Source organism: Micromonospora chalcea (genome assembly GCF_028768405.1).
Lineage (GTDB): Bacteria > Actinomycetota > Actinomycetes > Mycobacteriales > Micromonosporaceae > Micromonospora > Micromonospora chalcea.
This window is the reverse complement of the sequence record NZ_CP118233.1, coordinates 6,162,025-6,178,510: the sequence shown is the minus strand read 5'-3', so window position 1 is coordinate 6,178,510 and position 16,486 is coordinate 6,162,025. Positions and strand designations below refer to the sequence as shown.

At 74.1% G+C, this 16,486-nt stretch carries 15 protein-coding genes; 3 read left to right on the top strand and 12 right to left on the bottom strand.

Translation table 11 applies throughout. The features are described 5' to 3' along the window. Positions 1–214: 214 nt before the first annotated feature. Together PVK74_RS28030 and PVK74_RS28025 are read left to right on the top strand one after the other, a co-directional pair. Positions 215–1,402 (top strand): CAP domain-containing protein, encoded by a 1,188-nt coding sequence (locus PVK74_RS28030; RefSeq protein ID WP_274477583.1) that lies wholly within the window; start codon positions 215–217, stop codon positions 1,400–1,402. Between the two features lie 78 nt (positions 1,403–1,480). Beyond that, positions 1,481–2,350, top strand: coding sequence for an endo alpha-1,4 polygalactosaminidase (locus PVK74_RS28025; RefSeq protein ID WP_274477582.1), 870 nt, complete (start codon positions 1,481–1,483; stop codon positions 2,348–2,350). A gap of 226 nt (positions 2,351–2,576) precedes the next feature. On the opposite strand, the gene PVK74_RS28020 is transcribed toward PVK74_RS28025, so the two are convergent. From PVK74_RS28020 to rsmD, 9 genes are all read right to left on the bottom strand, one after another. Next, positions 2,577–4,793 (bottom strand): MMPL family transporter, encoded by a 2,217-nt coding sequence (locus tag PVK74_RS28020; RefSeq protein ID WP_113971824.1) that lies wholly within the window; start codon positions 4,791–4,793, stop codon positions 2,577–2,579. A gap of 239 nt (positions 4,794–5,032) precedes the next feature. Then, positions 5,033–5,890: a bifunctional DNA-formamidopyrimidine glycosylase/DNA-(apurinic or apyrimidinic site) lyase gene (mutM, locus tag PVK74_RS28015; RefSeq protein WP_064447028.1), complete on the bottom strand. Its 858-nt coding sequence runs from the start codon at positions 5,888–5,890 to the stop codon at positions 5,033–5,035. After that, positions 5,883–6,671 carry a ribonuclease III gene (gene rnc / locus PVK74_RS28010; protein ID WP_166455542.1) on the bottom strand — a complete coding sequence of 263 codons (789 nt, stop codon included), beginning with the start codon at positions 6,669–6,671 and terminating at the stop codon, positions 5,883–5,885. Before rnc ends, mutM begins: the two co-directional genes overlap by 8 nt. Next, positions 6,668–7,627 carry a phosphate acyltransferase PlsX gene (locus PVK74_RS28005; RefSeq protein WP_176722757.1) on the bottom strand — a complete coding sequence of 320 codons (960 nt, stop codon included), beginning with the start codon at positions 7,625–7,627 and terminating at the stop codon, positions 6,668–6,670. Before PVK74_RS28005 ends, rnc begins: the two co-directional genes overlap by 4 nt. Positions 7,628–7,759: 132 nt before the next feature. Continuing rightward, positions 7,760–7,933 carry a 50S ribosomal protein L32 gene (gene rpmF / locus PVK74_RS28000; RefSeq protein WP_030500827.1) on the bottom strand — a complete coding sequence of 58 codons (174 nt, stop codon included), beginning with the start codon at positions 7,931–7,933 and terminating at the stop codon, positions 7,760–7,762. Positions 7,934–7,938: 5 nt separating this feature from the next. Continuing rightward, complete coding sequence (locus PVK74_RS27995; protein WP_043325942.1) at positions 7,939–8,502, bottom strand: YceD family protein; 564 nt, start codon at positions 8,500–8,502, stop codon at positions 7,939–7,941. A gap of 123 nt (positions 8,503–8,625) precedes the next feature. Then, on the bottom strand, positions 8,626–9,123 hold the full coding sequence (locus PVK74_RS27990; protein WP_043325943.1) for an SPFH domain-containing protein: 498 nt from the start codon (positions 9,121–9,123) through the stop codon (positions 8,626–8,628). Between the two features lie 141 nt (positions 9,124–9,264). After that, a complete protein-coding gene (gene coaD, locus PVK74_RS27985; RefSeq protein ID WP_043325944.1) occupies positions 9,265–9,741 on the bottom strand; it encodes a pantetheine-phosphate adenylyltransferase in 477 nt (158 codons plus the stop codon). Further along, positions 9,738–10,301, bottom strand: coding sequence for a 16S rRNA (guanine(966)-N(2))-methyltransferase RsmD (gene rsmD, locus PVK74_RS27980; RefSeq protein ID WP_069087646.1), 564 nt, complete (start codon positions 10,299–10,301; stop codon positions 9,738–9,740). The genes coaD and rsmD overlap by 4 nt, the downstream gene beginning before the upstream one ends. A gap of 249 nt (positions 10,302–10,550) precedes the next feature. Between rsmD and PVK74_RS27975 the strand changes: the two genes are divergently transcribed. Next, positions 10,551–11,489: a cell wall anchor protein gene (locus tag PVK74_RS27975; RefSeq protein WP_166455543.1), complete on the top strand. Its 939-nt coding sequence runs from the start codon at positions 10,551–10,553 to the stop codon at positions 11,487–11,489. A gap of 83 nt (positions 11,490–11,572) precedes the next feature. Here PVK74_RS27975 and PVK74_RS27970 read toward each other — a convergent pair whose 3' ends face one another. From PVK74_RS27970 to PVK74_RS27960, 3 genes are read right to left on the bottom strand one after another with little or no spacing between them, the layout of a single operon-like run. Next, positions 11,573–12,508 (bottom strand): serine hydrolase domain-containing protein, encoded by a 936-nt coding sequence (locus PVK74_RS27970; RefSeq protein ID WP_274477581.1) that lies wholly within the window; start codon positions 12,506–12,508, stop codon positions 11,573–11,575. Between the two features lie 60 nt (positions 12,509–12,568). Then, on the bottom strand, positions 12,569–14,770 hold the full coding sequence (recG, locus tag PVK74_RS27965) for an ATP-dependent DNA helicase RecG (protein WP_274477580.1): 2,202 nt from the start codon (positions 14,768–14,770) through the stop codon (positions 12,569–12,571). Then, the gene (locus tag PVK74_RS27960) at positions 14,767–16,380 is read right to left on the bottom strand and encodes a DAK2 domain-containing protein (RefSeq protein WP_166455546.1); all 1,614 of its coding nucleotides are present in this window, start codon (positions 16,378–16,380) and stop codon (positions 14,767–14,769) included. The genes recG and PVK74_RS27960 overlap by 4 nt, the downstream gene beginning before the upstream one ends. Between the last annotated feature and the right edge of the window lie 106 nt (positions 16,381–16,486).

Here is a 16,486-nt window from a genome sequence, read left to right as displayed (position 1 = left end):
AGATCATCTCCACGTCGGCCGGGCCACTCGCCGGGGGGCTGCCACAAGGCGCGGACACGCTCTGTCCGGACGCCTTTACTGTACGCCGGAAATGTGTGAACGCCTCATCCTCGGCGGCTGCTTCGCCTTAACTCTTTCTTAGCCACGTTGCCGCAGCTCCGAGCGCGCCCGTAGCGTCACCCCGGCCCGTAACCAACCCGTGGAGGGGACAGGCGTGTACCGCTGGAACGACCCGATCGAACCGGAGGGCGCCCGCCGGCGTCCCGAGCCGCCGACCGACGAGGGTCCGGCGTGGCTCAGCGACCGGCCCGAGCCGCGGTCGTCGTACCTCTTCGGCGACGGAGGGCAGCAGCAGCCGCCCGCCGGCTACGGCCCCGCCGGTTACGGCGCCGAGCCGGCCGGCTCCTACCCGCCGCCCCGCGACCGGTGGAACGGCGAGGAACAGCCCACCGCCGCCTGGCACGGCCAGGAGCAGCCCGCCAATGCCTGGCACGCCCAGGGGCCGGCCAGGACCGGCCACGAGCAGCCCACGGCCGCCTGGCAGGGCCAGGAGCAGGCGTGGCACGGCCAGGAGCAGCCGGCCGGCGGCTGGGAGCAGCCCGCGGCGACCTGGCAGCCGGCGGACGACATCCCGGCCGACGAGCCGCGACGCCGCAAGCGGCGCCTGTCCCGGCCCCTCGTGATCGGCGGGGCAGCCGCCGCGGCGACGCTCGTGGTGAGCCTCGGCGTGGGCGCCGTCCTGCTGCCCGGCGACGACCAGGGCACGAAGCGCACCTCCGCCGACGCTCCGGTGGCCGCCGCGCCGCAGGCGCCCGAGGACGCCGGGGACAGCCCGGCGGACACGCTCGCTGCCGAGTCGGCCAGCCCGTCGGCCGTACCGACCACCGCCGCGCCGAGCCCGTCGAAGAAGGCCACCCCGAAGCCGAGCCGCAGCACCGCGCCGTCGCGGCAGCAGGAGCGCAGCAGCGCCCCGAGCGGCGGCGGCACCGCGGCCACCAAGGCCACCGCCACGACCGCGCTGAGCGCGGAACTCCAGAAGGTCGTCACGCTGGTGAACCAGGAGCGGGCGAAGGCCGGCTGCAAGGCGCTGACCGTGAACGCCAAGCTGAACCTGGCCGCCCAGCGGCACAGCCAGGACCAGGCGGACCACAAGAAGATGGACCACAACGGCAGCGACGGCAGCAAGCCCTGGGACCGGGTGGAGCGCGCCGGCTACAACTACAGCATGGTGGGCGAGAACGTCGCCTGGGGCTACCAGAGCGCGGCCGAGGTGATGGACGGCTGGATGAACTCCGAGGGGCACCGGAAGAACATCCTCAACTGCGGGTACACCCAGATCGGAATGGGTCTGGCGCGCAGCAACGGGCCGTACTGGACGCAGGTCTTCGCCACCCCGGCCTGACCCGCGCGTCGTGACCGGCCCGGCGCTCGTTGACCGGTCGGGGGCGGCGTCGGGCCGCCCGCGTCCGGGGAGTCGTCGATGCGGATCCGGCCGGGGTGGGCCGTGCCGCGCGCCCGGCCGGCCCGCGTCCGCCGACGTGGCCCGCGCCGGGGCGTGGCGCTCGCGCTGACCGCGGCGCTGCTCGTCCCGGCGCCGGCCTGCCGGCGGCCGATCACGCCGCCCGGCGCGCCCACGCCCTGGCCGGTCGCGCAGGCCGACAGGTGGCGGTGGCAGTGGCAGCTCACCACCCCGGTGGACGTCACCGTCGACGCCGACGTCTTCCTCCTCGACCCGGTGGCGACCACCTCGACCGAGACCGCCGCGCTGCGCGAGCGGGGCCGCCGGCTGGTCTGCCACGTCCGGGTCGGCACGTACGCCGCCGACGATCCGGACGCCACCCGCTTCCCCGCCGCCGTACGCGGCGCCGCCGTGCCCGGACGGCCGGGGAGCCGCTTCCTGGACGTACGGCGCTGGGACGCGCTGTCACCGGTGCTGGCCGACCGGTTCCGGCTGTGCCGGGGCAAGGGCTTCGGCGCGGTGGCGCTGGCCGACGCGGACGGCTACCGGTACCGCTCCGGTTTCCCGCTGGGCTTCGACGACCAGTTGCTGTTCAACCGGCGGCTGGCCGGGCTGGCCCGCAAGCTCGACCTCTCCCCCGGCCTGGTCGACGACGTGGCGCAGGTGGCCGCGCTGGCGCCCGACTTCGACTTCGCTGTCAACCAGGAGTGCGTACGCCGCCGCGAGTGCGCGAAGCTGCTGCCGTTCGTCGACGCCGGCAAGCCGGTCTTCCACGTCGAGTACACGGGTGAGCCGGCGGACTTCTGCGTCACCTCGGCCGGCTACGGCTTCGCCTCGATCCGCAAGGACCGGCAACTGGACGCCTGGCGGGAGCCCTGCGTACTGCCGTGACGCCCCCGTCCCCGGCCACCTGGGCCGATACGGCCACGGAGGTGCCGACACTCTGCGTGACGCCACGGCTCAAGAGATGTACGCAAAAGCGATATACCTGAGAGTCATAATTATGACTCTCAGGTATATCGCACACTAGGGGATGCCGTCTCAGCCGCCAGCACGGTCCGGACCGGATGTCAAGCCGCGACGGACATGCCGCGCGGACCGGCGCCCGGACCCGGAATCAGCGGGCGCCGACCAGCTCCGGGGCCGGGGCGGGCGGCGGCTCCACCGCCGGGGCGACGACCGTACGGCGGCGCATGAAGCGTGGCGCCCACCAGTTCGCGTCACCCAGCAGCGTCATCACCGAGGGCAGCACGACCGCCCGGATGATCGTGGCGTCCAGCAGGATCGCCGCCGCCAGGCCGATGCCGAGCTGCTTGAAGTCGATCATGCTGAGCGTGGCGAAGATGGAGAACACCGCCACCATCACCACCGCCGCGCTGGTCACCACCCCGGCCGAGGAGGTGATGCCGTGCGCCACTGCCTCCCGGTTGGGCATGCCCCGGTCGACCGCCTCACGGATCCGGCTGACCACGAAGACGTGGTAGTCCATCGACAAGCCGAAGAGGACCACGAACAGGAACAGCGGCAGCCAGGTGACGATCGCGTCCATCGAGGTGAAGCCGAGCAGCCCTTCCGCCCAGGTGCTCTGGAAGACCAGCACCAGCAGCCCGTACGCGGCCCCGGCGGAGAGCAGGTTCAGCAGGATCGAGGTCAGCGCCACCACCACCGACCGGAACGTCCACGCCATCACCAGGAACGTCAGCGCCAGCACGAACGCGGCGACGATCGGCAGCTTCGCCCAGATGTGGGCGGCGTAGTCCTCGCTGGCGGCCACGCCGCCGCCGACCGCGTACTCCACGCCCGGGATGCCGCCGAGCGTGGCCGGCACCAGGTCCTCGCGCAGCTCGTGCAGTGACCGGGACGCCTCGTCGGAGCGGCTGGCGTGCGGCGTGGCCACCTCCAGCACCGACACCCGCCGGTCCGCCGACACCTGGATCTCCGGGCCGTCCGCCTCGGCCGGCGCGAAGAGCGGGTCCGTGGCGGTCCGGCCGGCCAGGTCGGTGAGCGCGGCCCGTACCCGGTCGGCCTGCTCGGCGGGCGCCCGCACGGCGACCGTGTGGCTGGTGCCGTTGCTCGGGAACGCCGCGGTGAGCCGGTCGTACGCCTGCATGGCGGCGGTGGTGCGCGGCACGTCCTCCGGGCCGGGGAACTTCAGCTTCATGCCGAGCGCGGGCGCGGCCAGCGCGAGCAGCAGCGCCACCGAGATCAGCAGCGTCGCCACCGGCGCGCGCAGCGCCGGCTTGAGCACCGCCGGCCAGAACCGGGGCCGGGCCGACTGACCGGTGCGCGGCGCGGTGAGGCGCCACAGCAGCGGCACCCGCGGCCGGTCCACCCAGCGGCCCAGCTTCGCCAGCAGCGCCGGCAGCACTGTGAGCGAGCCGATCACCGCGACCGCCACCACCAGGATCGAGCCGACGGCCAGCGAGGAGAAGATCGCGTCCTGGGCGAGCAGCAGACCGCCCATCGAGATGATCACGGCGGTGCCGGAGACCACCACGGCGTGCCCGGAGGTCTCCGCCGCGATCTCCACCGCGTCCAGACCGGAGCGGCCCTTCGCTCGTTCCTCCCGCTCCCGCCGCACGTAGAACAGCGAGTAGTCGACGCCGACCGCCATACCGATCAGCAGGATGACGCTGGCGGTGGTGTCGGTGGCCGGCACCAGGTGCGAGGCGAGCGTGGAGAGGCCCATCGCGGCCGCCACCGAGGAGAGCGCCAGCAGCACCGGCACGCCGGCGGCGATCAGCGCGCCGAACGCGATGATCAGGATGGCCAGCGTCACCGGCAGGCTGAGCAGCTCGGCGCGCTTGAAGTCCTTGCCGAGCGTGTCGTCGAGCGCCTTGTCGATCGACGGGCCGCCGACCTGCTCCACCCGCAGCTGCGGGTGCGCGTCCTGCACCTTCGCGGTGGTGTCCCGCAGCGGCTGCACCCGGTCCCCGGCGGTGCCCGGGTCGCCCGACATGGTGATCGGCACCAGCAGCGCGCTGCCGTCGCGCGACGGCATCGGCGTACCGATCGACGCCACGCCGTCGACCTGCCGCAGCCGGTCGGCCGCGTCCTGCGCGGCGGCCTTCGCCGCGGCCTGGTCGAGCGAACCCGAGCGGGCGGTGATCAGCACGTTCTCGGTCGCCGGCCGGTCGAACCCGCCACTGTCGACGATCAGCTGTGCCCGTCCGAACTCGCCGATCGCCTGATCCTCGTCGGTCGCCTCGTTCAGCCCGGCGGCGCTGCCGCCCACGAAACACACCGCCACGAAGACCACCCACAACGCGATCGCGCGCCACGGATGCTCCGCACTCCACCGTGCCAGCCGCACGGTCACCGGTCGCCTGCCCATGTTCCGGGTTCCACCCTCCTGATGCCGGCCCTGCGCCGACCCCAGATGACGCTAGGCAGCAGGCGGGGCCCCGGCATCGGGGAACGGCCCCCGCTCGTCCCCGATCCGGCGGGCGCGGTCCGCGCGGCCGGAACCGGCCGCACGGACCGGGCGGAAAAGGGCATCTCCGGGTACGCTCCGGCGCGTCTCCGGGGACCGTCGGGCGATGCACACCGGCGCAACCCCGAATCGGCTCGGGGTCAACCCCGGAGGGTGCCCCGGGGCCGCGGCTGACAACGCGGGCAGCTGTAGGAGGACCGGTTCATGAACGCCTCCCGCCGGATCGGCGCGCCGCAGCGCGGGCAGGGTTCGCCCTCCCGGCCGTACGCGTTCAGCGACCTGTCGAAGTAGCCGCTCTCGCCGTTGACGTTCACGTACAGCTCGTCGAAGCTGGTGCCGCCCTGCTTGATCGCCTCGGCGAGCACGTCCCGGACGTGCCCGAGCAGCCGCAGCGCGGCCGGGCGGGTGAGCGCGTCGGCCGGGCGGGCGCCGTGCAGCTTCGCCCGCCACAGTGCCTCGTCGGCGTAGATGTTGCCCACCCCGGAGATCAGCGTCTGGTCGAGCAGCGCGCGTTTGATCTCCGTACGCTTGCGGCGCAGCGCCGCCACGAACGCCTCGTCGGAGAACTCCGGGTCCATCGGATCGCGGGCGATGTGCGCGATCTCGGCCGGCAGCTCCGCCCCGCCTTCGGAGACGGACAACCCGCCGAACGTGCGCTGGTCGACGAAGCGCAGCTCCGGCCCGTCGTCGGCGAACCGGAACCGGACCCGCAGGTGCAGCTCGTCGGCCGCGCCGACCGGCTGCAACAGCAACTGGCCGGACATCCCGAGGTGGCCGATCACCGCGTCACCGCTGTCCAGCGGCAGCCAGAGGTACTTGCCGCGGCGGCGTACGCCGGTGATCGTCCGCCCGGCGAGCACGTCGGCGAAGTGCGCGCCGCCCGGCGCGTGCCGGCGTACCGCCCGGGGGTGGCGCACCTCGACGGCGGCGATCCGCCGGCCGATCACCCATTGGGCCAGTCCCACCCGGACGGTCTCGACCTCGGGCAGCTCAGGCACGGCCGGCGCCCGCCTCGACGTCCGCCGTCTCGTCCTGCCCCGCTGTCTCGTCCCCCGCCGCCTCGGCCTCGGCCCGCTCGGTGATCATCCGCCAGGCCGACTCGGCGGCGCGCTGCTCGGCTTCCTTCTTGCTGCGCCCCTCCGCGCCGCCGTAGCGGTTGCCGGCGACCACCACCCAGGCGGTGAACGTCTTCAGGTGGTCCGGTCCGGTGCCCTCGATCCGGTACTCCGGCACGCCGAGCCCCAGCGCCGCGGTCAACTCCTGGAGGCTGGTCTTCCAGTCCAGCGCCGCGCCCCGGCCCGCCGACTCGGCCATCAGCGGGTCGAAGAGCCGGTGGATCACGATGGCCGCGGTGTCCAGGCCGTACTGGAGGTAGATCGCGCCCAGCAGCGCCTCCAGCGTGTCGGCCAGGATGCTCGCCTTGTCCCGCCCGCCGGTGGCCTCCTCGCCCTTGCCCAGCAGCAGGTACGCGCCCAGCCCGTCCGGGCCCAGGCCACGCGCCACGTCGGCGAGCGCCCGCATGTTGACGACGCTGGCGCGCAGCTTCGCCAGCTGGCCCTCGGGCAGGTCGGGGTGGTTGTGGAACAGCGCAGTGGTGATCACCACGCCGAGGACCGAGTCGCCCAGGAACTCCAGCCGCTCGTTCGTGGGCAGGCCGCCGTTCTCGTACGCGAACGAGCGGTGGGTCAGCGCGCGTTCCAGCAGTTCCGGGTCGAGCGACACTCCGAAGGCCGCCTCCAGGTGGCCGACGGGAGCACGCCGCCGCTTGTCGTTGGTCATGGTGCTACCTCGGTGTCGTGTCGGTCAGGTGCGGGTTCGTGCGCAACGTCGGCGAGCAGGGCGCGGACCGTTCCGGCGGCGTCGCGGCGCCACAGGTGAGCGGCCAGGGCGATGCCCGAGGCGACGTCCTCGGAGCCGGCCGCGCCGTGGCACACGACCACGGTGCCGCCCACCCCCAGCAGGGCGGCGGCGCGGGGCGCGCCGCCGCCGGGCGGAGGGCCACCGGCCATCGCGTACGCGCCCTCGATGGCCTTCAGCAGGACGTTGCCGGTGAAGCCGTCGGTCACCACCACGTCGGCGCGGGCGCCGAGGGAGATGTCGTACCCCTCGACCAGGCCGACGTAGCGCGCGTCACAGGGCAGCGCCAGGGCGGCGATCGCGGGATCGGTGTGGCGGCGCAGCCGGTCGCCCTTGCCGGTCTCGTGCCCGACGGAGAGCAACCCGACGCGGGGCGCGGTGACGGAGTGCGCCACTGCCGCGTAGGCGGCGCCCAGGACGGCGTGCCGGGTCAGCGTGGCGGGGCCGGGTTCGAGCGTGCCGCCCACGTCCAGCAGCACCACGGGCCCCTCGACGGCGGGCAGCGTGGCGACGAGCGCGGGGCGGCGTATCCCGGTCCAGCGGCCGAGGCCGAGCGCGGCGGCGGTGACTGTGGCGCCGGTCGAGCCGGCGGAGACCACGGCGTCGGCGAGGCCGTCGCGGACGGCCTGCACGGCCGTGCGTACCGTGCTCTCGCCGCGGGCGGCGGTGGGATGGTCGGCCATGCCGACGGCGGTCCGCACCGGGCGGACCGTGACCCGGGCTCGCTGCGCCGGGTCGAGCGCACCGATCAGCTCGCCGGCCACCTCGATCGGGCCGACGAGCATCAGGTGCAGGGCGGGATCAGTGCGTACCGCTCGCAGAGCGCCGTCAACCACGACGGCGGGAGCATCGTCCCCGCCGAGGAGGTCGACGGCGATCCGCGCGGTGCCCGGCTCCGCCGGCCCGCCGGCCGGGGGCCGGTCGGCGGTGGAGGGAGCCGGGGCACCGGGCGTGAGCCTTGGTGCGCGCGTCACCCGACCGGTGGTCGGGGACGTCACTCGGCGTCCGCGTCAGACCTCGAGGACCTGACGGCCGTTGTAGGTGCCGCAGACGGAGCAGGCGGCGTGCGGCAGCTTGGCCGACTTGCACTGCGGGCAGGCCACGGTCGCCACCGCCGAGGCCTTCCAGTTCGCCCGGCGGGCGCGGGTGTTGCTGCGCGACATCTTGCGCTTGGGGACGGCCACGGTTCTTACTCCTCTGTACGGGTCAGTTGCGTCAGGCTCGCCCAACGCGGGTCGACCTGCTGATGGCTGTGATCGGCCGGCAGATCGTCCCAGTGCACCCCGCAGTCGGGGCACAGGCCTGGGCAGTCCTCCCGGCAGAGCGGGTTCGTCGGCAGCGCCAGCACCACCGCGTCCCGCAACGCCGGCTCCAGGTCGATCAGATCGCCCTGCATCCGGCCCACCTCGTCCTCATCGGTCGTGTCGTCCGTGGTGCTGTTCTCGTACGCGTACAGCTCCTGGATCGTCACGGCCAACGATTCGTCGATCTCGCGCAGGCATCGGCCGCACTCGCCCTTGACGGGACCGGTGACGGTCCCGGAGACGAGCACGCCCTCGGACACCGACTCCAACCTCAGGTCGAGGTCGAGGTCCGCGCCCTCCGGCACACTGATCAACTCCACGCCGAGGTCCGCCGGTGCCGGCACGACCCGCTTGTGCGTACGCAACGCGCCAGGTCGGCGCGGCAGTTCCCTCGTGTCGAGGACCAGCGGCGACCTGGGGTCGAGTGTGCTTGGCGAGTGTTTGGGCATAGTCAGACTCCGGCCGATGAGAGGCCGACAAAGAAGGTTACCTGCCTGGCGGCGGACCGTCGAACCGGGGGCGGACCTCCGGCTCGGCGGCAGCCGGCTGTCGGCGACCGGCCCGCGCGCCGCTCAGAAGGGTAGCGGGCGGTCCGGCTCGTCCCCGGCGAAGGTGCCGATCTCGCGCAGCGCGTGCATCTTGTCCCGGCCGCGCTCTATCGAGGCGAGCGCCCGGGTGAGGAACTGCTCGAAGTTCGCCAGCGCGGTGTCGACGTAGTCGTCCACCTCCTCGCGGAGGCGCTGCGCCTCGGCCCGCGCCTCGGCGATGATCCGCGCGCCCTCGTGCTCGGCCGAGACGGTGATCTCGTTGACCGAGACCAGCCGGGCGTGTTCCGCCTCACCCTCGCTGATGATCCGGTCGGCCTCGCGCTTGCCGGCCTCCATGATCTTGTCCCGTTCCTCCAGCAGCGCGGCGGCCCGGCGCAGGTCGGCGGGAAGCTCCGCGCGCAACTCGTCGAGCGCGGCGATCATCTCGCCCCGGTCGACCATGCAGTTGTTGCGCGACATCGGGACGGAGCGGGCCTGCTCCACCATGGCGATCAGTTCGTCGATGCGATCGAGCGGGTCCACCGGTACCTCACTCCTGTCTTCGTCGGCCGCCCTCCATGATGCGGCCTGCGCCCGGCTTCGGCGCTGCACACATCATGTCGCGCCCGAGCCACCCACGCCCCACCCGCCCCACCCGGCGCGTCGCCCACCCCCGGCGGAGGGTCAGGGGCGGAGGCGGGTGGCCAGCTGCTCCCGGACCAGGTCGGGGACGTGGGCGGAGACGTCGCCGCCCCACTTCGCCACGTCCTTGATCAGGCTGGACGAGATGAACGAGTAGAGCGGGTTGGTCGGCATGAACAGCGTCTCCACGCCGGCCAGGCCGATGTTCATCTGGGCCATCTGCAGCTCGTAGTCGAAGTCGCTCACCGCCCGCAGGCCCTTGATCAGCACACTCGCCTGCTGCGCCCGGCAGAAGTCGACGAGCAGACCGCGGAACGACTCGACCCGGACGTTGTCGTACGAGGCGGTGACCTCGTGGAGCATGTCGATCCGCTCCTCGACCGTGAACAGGCCCTGCTTCGACTGGTTGACCAGCACCCCGACGATCACCTCGTCGAACAGCCGGCTCGCCCGGCCGATGATGTCGAGGTGACCGTTGGTGACCGGGTCGAACGAGCCCGGGCAGACCGCACGTCTCATGATCGGCGACCGTACCAAAGAGTGGTCTCGCCGTAACGTCTGCTGCGCTCCGGAGTGACACCTTCCACCCACGTGACCGATCCGGAACGACTGGACCGCTCGACGATCACCAGGGCGTCCGGGGCGAGCCAGCCGCCGTCGACCAGCGCCGTCAGCATCGCGGTGATCTCGGCGTCCGGCACCGCGTACGGCGGATCGGCGAAGACCACGTCGTACGGGCCGTCGGCCGGACCGGCGGCCAGCACGGTGGCGACCTTGCCGGTGACCAGACGCGCGGCGGGAGCGGCCCGGAGCGCGGCGATGTTCTCCCGGATCACCCGGGCGGCACGCGCGTCGGACTCGACGAGCAGCACGTGCGCGGCGCCCCGGGACAGCGCCTCCAGGCCGACCGCGCCGGAACCGGCGTACAGGTCGGCGAAACGTGCCCCGTCCAGGTCGACGTGCGAGTGCACGGCGCTGAACAGCGCCTCCCGGACCCGGTCGGAGGTGGGCCGGGTGCCGGCGCCGGGCGGCGCGGCGATCCGCCGCCCGCCGAGCGTGCCGGCCACGATCCGGGTCACCGTCGCTCCCTGCGCATGCCCCGACGCTACGCGACCCGCGCGCCGGGGTGGATCGAGCACCCGAGGTGACGCCGGGTGACTCGACGTACATCAATGATCTCGGATTCATAACGGACCCTTTACGACCCGTCGATCTCGGTAACGCCCGCACTGTCGATCTCGCTAGGGTCTGGCCCGATTGCCGGACGGACGCGCGGCTCCGGCCCCTCCGCCCGGTCTCTCCCATCCTCCCCCTCGTCAGGAGCAGGCGTGAATCGTCTCCACCTCCGGCGTGCCGCCGCCCTCACCGCCGGCACGCTGCTCGGCCTCGCGGGCGTCGCCACCGTCGCCGGCCCGGCCGCCGCCCACCACCCCGAGCCGTCCGGCAGCTACTGCGCCACCCCGAACGGCGCGGTCACCGTCACCTGGTCCGTGACCAGCAGCGAGACCGACATCTCCGGCCGCATCACCAAGCTCGTGTCCACAGTGCCCGGCCCGGTCAGCGGGGACCTGGCGGTCGGCGCCGAGCTGAAGCCGGCCGGCAAGGGCACGCTCACCGGCACCCAGACCCACACGTTCGCCGGCGCGATTCCGGAGCTGAAGCTGACCGTCGGGGCGCACTGGGACCGGGGCCGCAAGTCGCACGAGGGCGAGCGGACCGTGATCGCCCGCCCGGCCCGCGACTGCGTGACGCCGAGCCCGTCGCCGTCGCCCAGCACGCCGCCGAGTCCCACGCCCACGCCGAGCACGCCGGCCTCGCCGACCCCGACGCCGTCGGCGTCCCTCCCGCCGAGCCCGTCCACCCCGCCGTCGCCGTCCGCCCCGCCGGCGGAGCCGATCTTCAAGCTGGACCAGGACTGCGACTCGATGACGTTCGTCGTGGAGAACCCGGCCCAGGGCGCGCCGTTCACCGCCACGCTGACCACCGAGAAGGGCGTCACCAGGACGCTCGCGTCCGAGCCCGGCAAGACCAGCTCGGTCGAGTTCGACGCCTACCCGGGCCTCAAGGTCACGGTGAAGTACGACGTGGTCGAGGACGCCGAGACCATCCCGTACACCCAGCCGGACGACTGCTCCGGACAGGGTGGCGGCCTGCCCGTCACCGGCCCGGCCGCCGGCGCCATCGTCGGCGGCGCCGCGCTGCTGCTCACCGCCGGCGCGGTGCTGTTCGTGGTGGCCCGTCGCCGCCGGATCCGCTTCACCGCCTGATCCGTACCCGAGGGCGCGTCGACCACCCGGTCGGCGCGCCCTCGCCGTGCCTGCCGCGGGTCCGGTACAGGGCGCGCGGGCGGTCAGACCGCGTCGAGCACCGACGTGACCGCGACCGGGTCGACCTCGGCCTGGTCGGTCAGCAGGACGAGCCGCTCGTCGGAGTCGGGCAACCAGGCGGCGAACGCCTTGTAGCCACCGTTGTCCCCGGAGTGGTGCAGCGCCCGCCGGCCGGCCAGCGGGCCGACGAAGAACCCGTAGCCGTACGCCTCGTCGGGCCGTCCGGTGGGCGCGTGCGGCGCCGTCATCGCCGCCACCGAGGCCCTGGCGAGCAGCCGCCCCCGGCGCGGTACGTCGAGCCAGGTGAGCAGGTCCGCCCCGGTGCACCAGACGTCACCAGCGCCCATGCTCACCGTCGCGAGGTCCCAGGACGGCACCGGGCGGCCGTCCTCGTGGCCGGTCGCCACGTCCGGCCGCCCCTCGCCGGAACCGGCGAAGCTGCCGGCCATGCCCAGCGGCGCGAAGACCTCCTCGGCGAGGAACTCGGCGTACGGCCGGTCGGCCACCTGCTCGACGGTCCGGGCCAGCAGCACGTAGCCGGGACTGCTGTAGTGCCACCCGGCGCCGGGCGGGAACAGTGGCGGCAGCGCGGCGAACCGGTCGAGCAGCTCGTCCGGTTCGGCCGGCCCGTGCAGGTCGATCGCCGGGTAGTCCTCCCAGTGGCCGAGCCCCGAGGTATGGGTGAGCAGGTGGTGCAGCGTGATGCCGGACCACTGCGGCGGCGGCGTGCCGGGCAGCCGGCGTACGACCGGGTCGGACAGGCTCACCGCGCCCCGCTCGGCGAGCAGCAGCACCGCCACTGCCGCCATCTGCTTGCTGATCGAGGCGATCTGGAATCGCGTCGCCGGAGTGCAGCGCCGGCCGGACGCCTCGTCTGCGACCCCGACGACCCGGTCCACCAGGAGCTCGTCACCTCGGGCCAGAAGCAGCACGCCGCGTTCGGGTGATGGTGTCGACATCTGCGCGAGCCTAGGCACGCCACGGGCGTGCCGCTGCCCCGCGACCGCACCGGCCCGCCGTCAGCCCTTCTCCAGGTATTCGGCGCGTTCCTCGTCGACGAGCGCGGCCACCGAGGCCGCGAGCGCCGGGTGCCGGGCCAGGTCCGGGTCCTCCTCGACCAGTTCGATCGCCTCGGCCCGCGCGTCGCGGATCAGCTCGGCGTCGCGTCTGAGCGACAGCAGCCGCAGGTGCGAGCGCCGGCCGGACTGGGTCGCGCCGAGCACGTCGCCCTCGCGGCGCTGTTCCAGGTCGAGTTCGGCCAGCTTGAACCCGTCGGTGGTGGAGGCGACCGCGTCCAGCCGTTCCCGCGCCGACGAGCCCTCGACCGCCTCGGTGACCAGCAGGCACAGACCGGCGGCCGAGCCCCGGCCGACCCGGCCGCGCAACTGGTGCAGCTGGGAGACGCCGAACCGGTCGGCGTCCAGCACGATCATCACCGTCGCGTTCGGCACGTTCACGCCGACCTCGACCACTGTGGTCGCGACCAGCACGTCCAGCTCGCCGTCGGCGAACGCGCGCATCACCGCGTCCTTCTCGTCGGCGGGCAGCCGCCCGTGCAGCACCCCGATCCGCAGCCCGTGCAGGGGCCCCTCGGCCAGCAGCGGGGCCACCTCGGTCACCGCCAGCGGCGGGCGCCGGCCGTTGTCGTCCTCCCGCGGCGCCTCCTCGTCCGACACCGGACCCTCACCGATGCGCGGGCACACCACGTACGCCTGGTGGCCCTTCGCGACCTCCTCGCGCAGCCGGCGCCAGGCCCGGTCGAGGAACGCGGGCTTCTCGGCGGCCGGTACGACGTGCGAGGCGATCGGCGAGCGGCCCTGCGGAAGCTGGGACAGCGTGGAGGTCTCCAGATCGCCGTAGACGGTCATGGCCACCGTGCGCGGAATCGGGGTGGCCGTCATCACCAGCACGTGCGGCGGTTGGTCGGCCTTGGCGCGCAGCGCGTCGCGCTGCTCCACGCCGAAGCGGTGCTGCTCGTCCACCACCACCAGGCCCAGGTCGTGGAAGTCGACGCCCTCGTAGAGCAGCGCGTGCGTGCCGAGCACGATGCCGGCCCGCCCCTCGGCCACCTCGGCCAGCGCCCGGCGCCGGGCCGCCGCGCCGAGCGAGCCGGTGACCAGCTCCACCCGGGTGGCGTCCTCGGCGGCGCCCAGCTCACCGGCCCGGCCGAGCGGGCCGAGCAGGTCGAGGATGCCCCGGTGGTGCTGGGCGGCGAGCACCTCGGTCGGCGCGAGCAGCGCGGCCTGCCCACCGGCGTCGACGACCTGGAGCATGGCGCGCAGCGCCACCACGGTCTTGCCGGAGCCCACCTCACCCTGCAGCAGCCGGTGCATCGGGTGCGCGGCGGCCAGGTCGGCGGCGATCTCCCGCCCGACGACCTGCTGGCCGGAGGTCAGCTCGTACGGCAGCCGGGCGTCGAACGCGTCGAGCAGGCCGCCCGCCTTCGCCGGCCGGGCCCGCGCCGGCCACGCCGCGGCCCGGTGCTTGCGCTGCACCAGCGTGAGCTGCACGGCGAACGCCTCGTCCCACTTGAGCCGCCGACGCGCCCGGTAGAGCGCCTCCTTGCTGGTCGGACGGTGGATCTCGCGCAGCGCGGTGCCGATGTCGGCCAGGTTGCGGGTGGCCCGCACGGTGGCCGGCAGCGGGTCCTCCGGCGGGGTGAACGTGTCCAGCACGACGCGCACGCAGCGGGCGATCACCCAGGTCGGCACCGCCGCCGCGGCCGGGTAGACCGGGATCAGGGCGCCGGCGAACTCCTCGACCTCCTCGTTCGCCGCCGCCTCGCCCTCGCCGCCCTCGCCCAGCAGGACGTACTCCGGGCCGTTGAGCTGCCGCTTACCCCGGAACTCGGTCACCTTGCCGGCGAACAACCCCCACCGGCCGGGCCGCAGCTCCCGCTCCCGCCACGCCTGGTTGCCGAAGAACGTGCAGGTGAGCACGCCGCCGGAGCCGTCGCCGACGGTGACCTCCAGCAGGTTGCCGCGCCGCTGGCGCATCGGGCGCACGGCGGTGCGCTGCACCTGGGCGAGCACTGTGACCTGCTCCCCCACGTCGAGCGAGCGGATGTCGGTGTGCTCGCCGCGCTCGTCGTACCGGCGCGGGAAGTGGTAGATCAGGTCGCCCGCGGTGTGCAGGTCGAGATGCCCGGCCAACGCCTTCGCGGTGCGCTCGCCGACCAGCTTCTTCAGCGGCGTGTCCACAGTGGCCGCCTCGCTCGTCATTCGACCCCCACCAGGAGCGGATAGTGCGGCTGCCCGCCCTCGTACGCCTGCACCTCGACGAACGGCCAGGCCCGCTCGACATGCTCACGGACCCGGTCGGCCAGCCCGGCCGGCGCATCCGCGCCGCACAGCAGCGTGACCAGCTCACCGCCACCGCCGAGCATCCGGTCCACCACCGCGATGCAGGTGTCGGTCAGATCCTGCCCGATCAGGTGCACCTCGCCCTCGACCAGCGCCAGCACGTCACCCGCGCGGGCCGGGCCGGCGACGGTGAGCGCCTCCCGGGCGGCGTGGCACACCTCGGCGTACCGGCAGGCGCCGGCCGCCTCGGCCATCGCGATCACGTCGTCCTCGAAGCGCCGCTTCGGATCGCGTACTGCGAGCGCCGCGAGCGCCTGCACCGGGGAACGGGTGGGCACCACGCTCACCTTGACGCCGAGGCCGTACGCCTCCTTCGCGGCCGCGCTCGCCACCGACTGCGTGTTCGGGTCGTTCGGCAGCACCACCACCCGGGCGGCGCCGGTGGCCCGGATCGCGTTCAGCAGCTCACCGGTGGACGGGTTGGCCGGCACCACCACGGCGCCCTCGGCGGCGAACAGCTCGGCGATGCCCGCGCCGGTGGCCACCACCACGGCGGCCCGGCCGTCCGGGCGCGCCACCTGCAGCGCGGGCGCCGGGGCGGTCTGGTCGGCGAAGCGGGTCACGCCGATGCGGTGCGGCCGGCCGGCGACCACGCCCGCCTCGATCGCCGCCCCGACGTCGTTGACGTGCACGTGCACGTTCCAGGTGCCGGCGCCGTCGCCGACGATCGCCAGCGAGTCGCCGAGCACTGCCAACTCGGCGCGCAGCCGGGCCACGGCCTCGTCGTCCGCGTCGAGCAGGTACTGCACCTCGTAGGCGTACACGTCGGAGCCGCTCTCCCGCACGGCGGTGGCCGGCGGACGGCGGGTGGGCGGCGCGGGCGCCGCCTGCGCCGGGCTTTCCCCCGTGACCACCTCGACCAGCGCGTCAAGCAGCAGACACAGGCCGCGCCCACCGGCGTCGACCACGCCCGCGCGGGCCAGCTCCGGCAACTGCTCGGGGGTACGCGCCAGCGCGTGCGCCGCCGCCTCGGCCGCGGCCCGGGCCACTGTGCGCAGGTCGTCGCTGTCCGCGAGACGGGCCGCGTGGGCCGCCGCGGCGACCACGCTGAGCAGGGTGCCCTCGACCGGCCGGGCGACCGCGGCGTAGGCGGCGGTGGTGGCGTCGGCCAGCGCGTCGGCGAGCTGCCGCCCGCCCACCGCGGGAGCGGCGGCGAGCGTGTCGGCGAGGCCGCGCAGGATCTGCGAGACGATCACCCCGGAGTTGCCGCGCGCCCCGAGCAGCGCGCCCCGGGCCATCAGCCGCAGCGCGTGCCCGTGCGGGGTGTGCCCGTCGTCGGGGAGGGTGCCGAGGTCCATGGCCAGGGCCTGCTGGGCCGAGGTCAGCGTGAGGACCAGGTTGGTGCCGGTGTCGCCGTCGGGCACCGGGTAGACGTTCAGCTCGTCGATCTCGCCCTGGTGCCGCCGGAGGGCGGCCAGCCCGCTCGCGCACCAGCGGCGCACCGCTGCGGCGTCGAGGGTCTCCAGCACGTCGGGAAGCCTACTGGCGCGCACCGACACGCGCCGGGGTCGTCCGCCGCGTGTCCGCCCCGCCCGCCGGCCCGGCCGGGTCGCCGGTACGCTGGGTGGGCTCGCG

Bases quoted from the DNA above. Each gene is read 5' to 3' on its own strand.
- rnc (WP_166455542.1), bottom strand. From the start codon at position 6,671: ATGACCAACGACAAGCGGCGGCGTGCTCCCGTCGGCCACCTGGAGGCG.
- coaD (WP_043325944.1), bottom strand. From the start codon at position 9,741: ATGAGACGTGCGGTCTGCCCGGGCTCGTTCGACCCGGTCACCAACGGT.
- recG (WP_274477580.1), bottom strand. From the start codon at position 14,770: ATGACGAGCGAGGCGGCCACTGTGGACACGCCGCTGAAGAAGCTGGTC.
- PVK74_RS28025 (WP_274477582.1), top strand. From the start codon at position 1,481: ATGCGGATCCGGCCGGGGTGGGCCGTGCCGCGCGCCCGGCCGGCCCGC.
- PVK74_RS28020 (WP_113971824.1), bottom strand. From the start codon at position 4,793: ATGGGCAGGCGACCGGTGACCGTGCGGCTGGCACGGTGGAGTGCGGAG.
- PVK74_RS27995 (WP_043325942.1), bottom strand. From the start codon at position 8,502: ATGCCCAAACACTCGCCAAGCACACTCGACCCCAGGTCGCCGCTGGTC.
- PVK74_RS27970 (WP_274477581.1), bottom strand. From the start codon at position 12,508: ATGTCGACACCATCACCCGAACGCGGCGTGCTGCTTCTGGCCCGAGGT.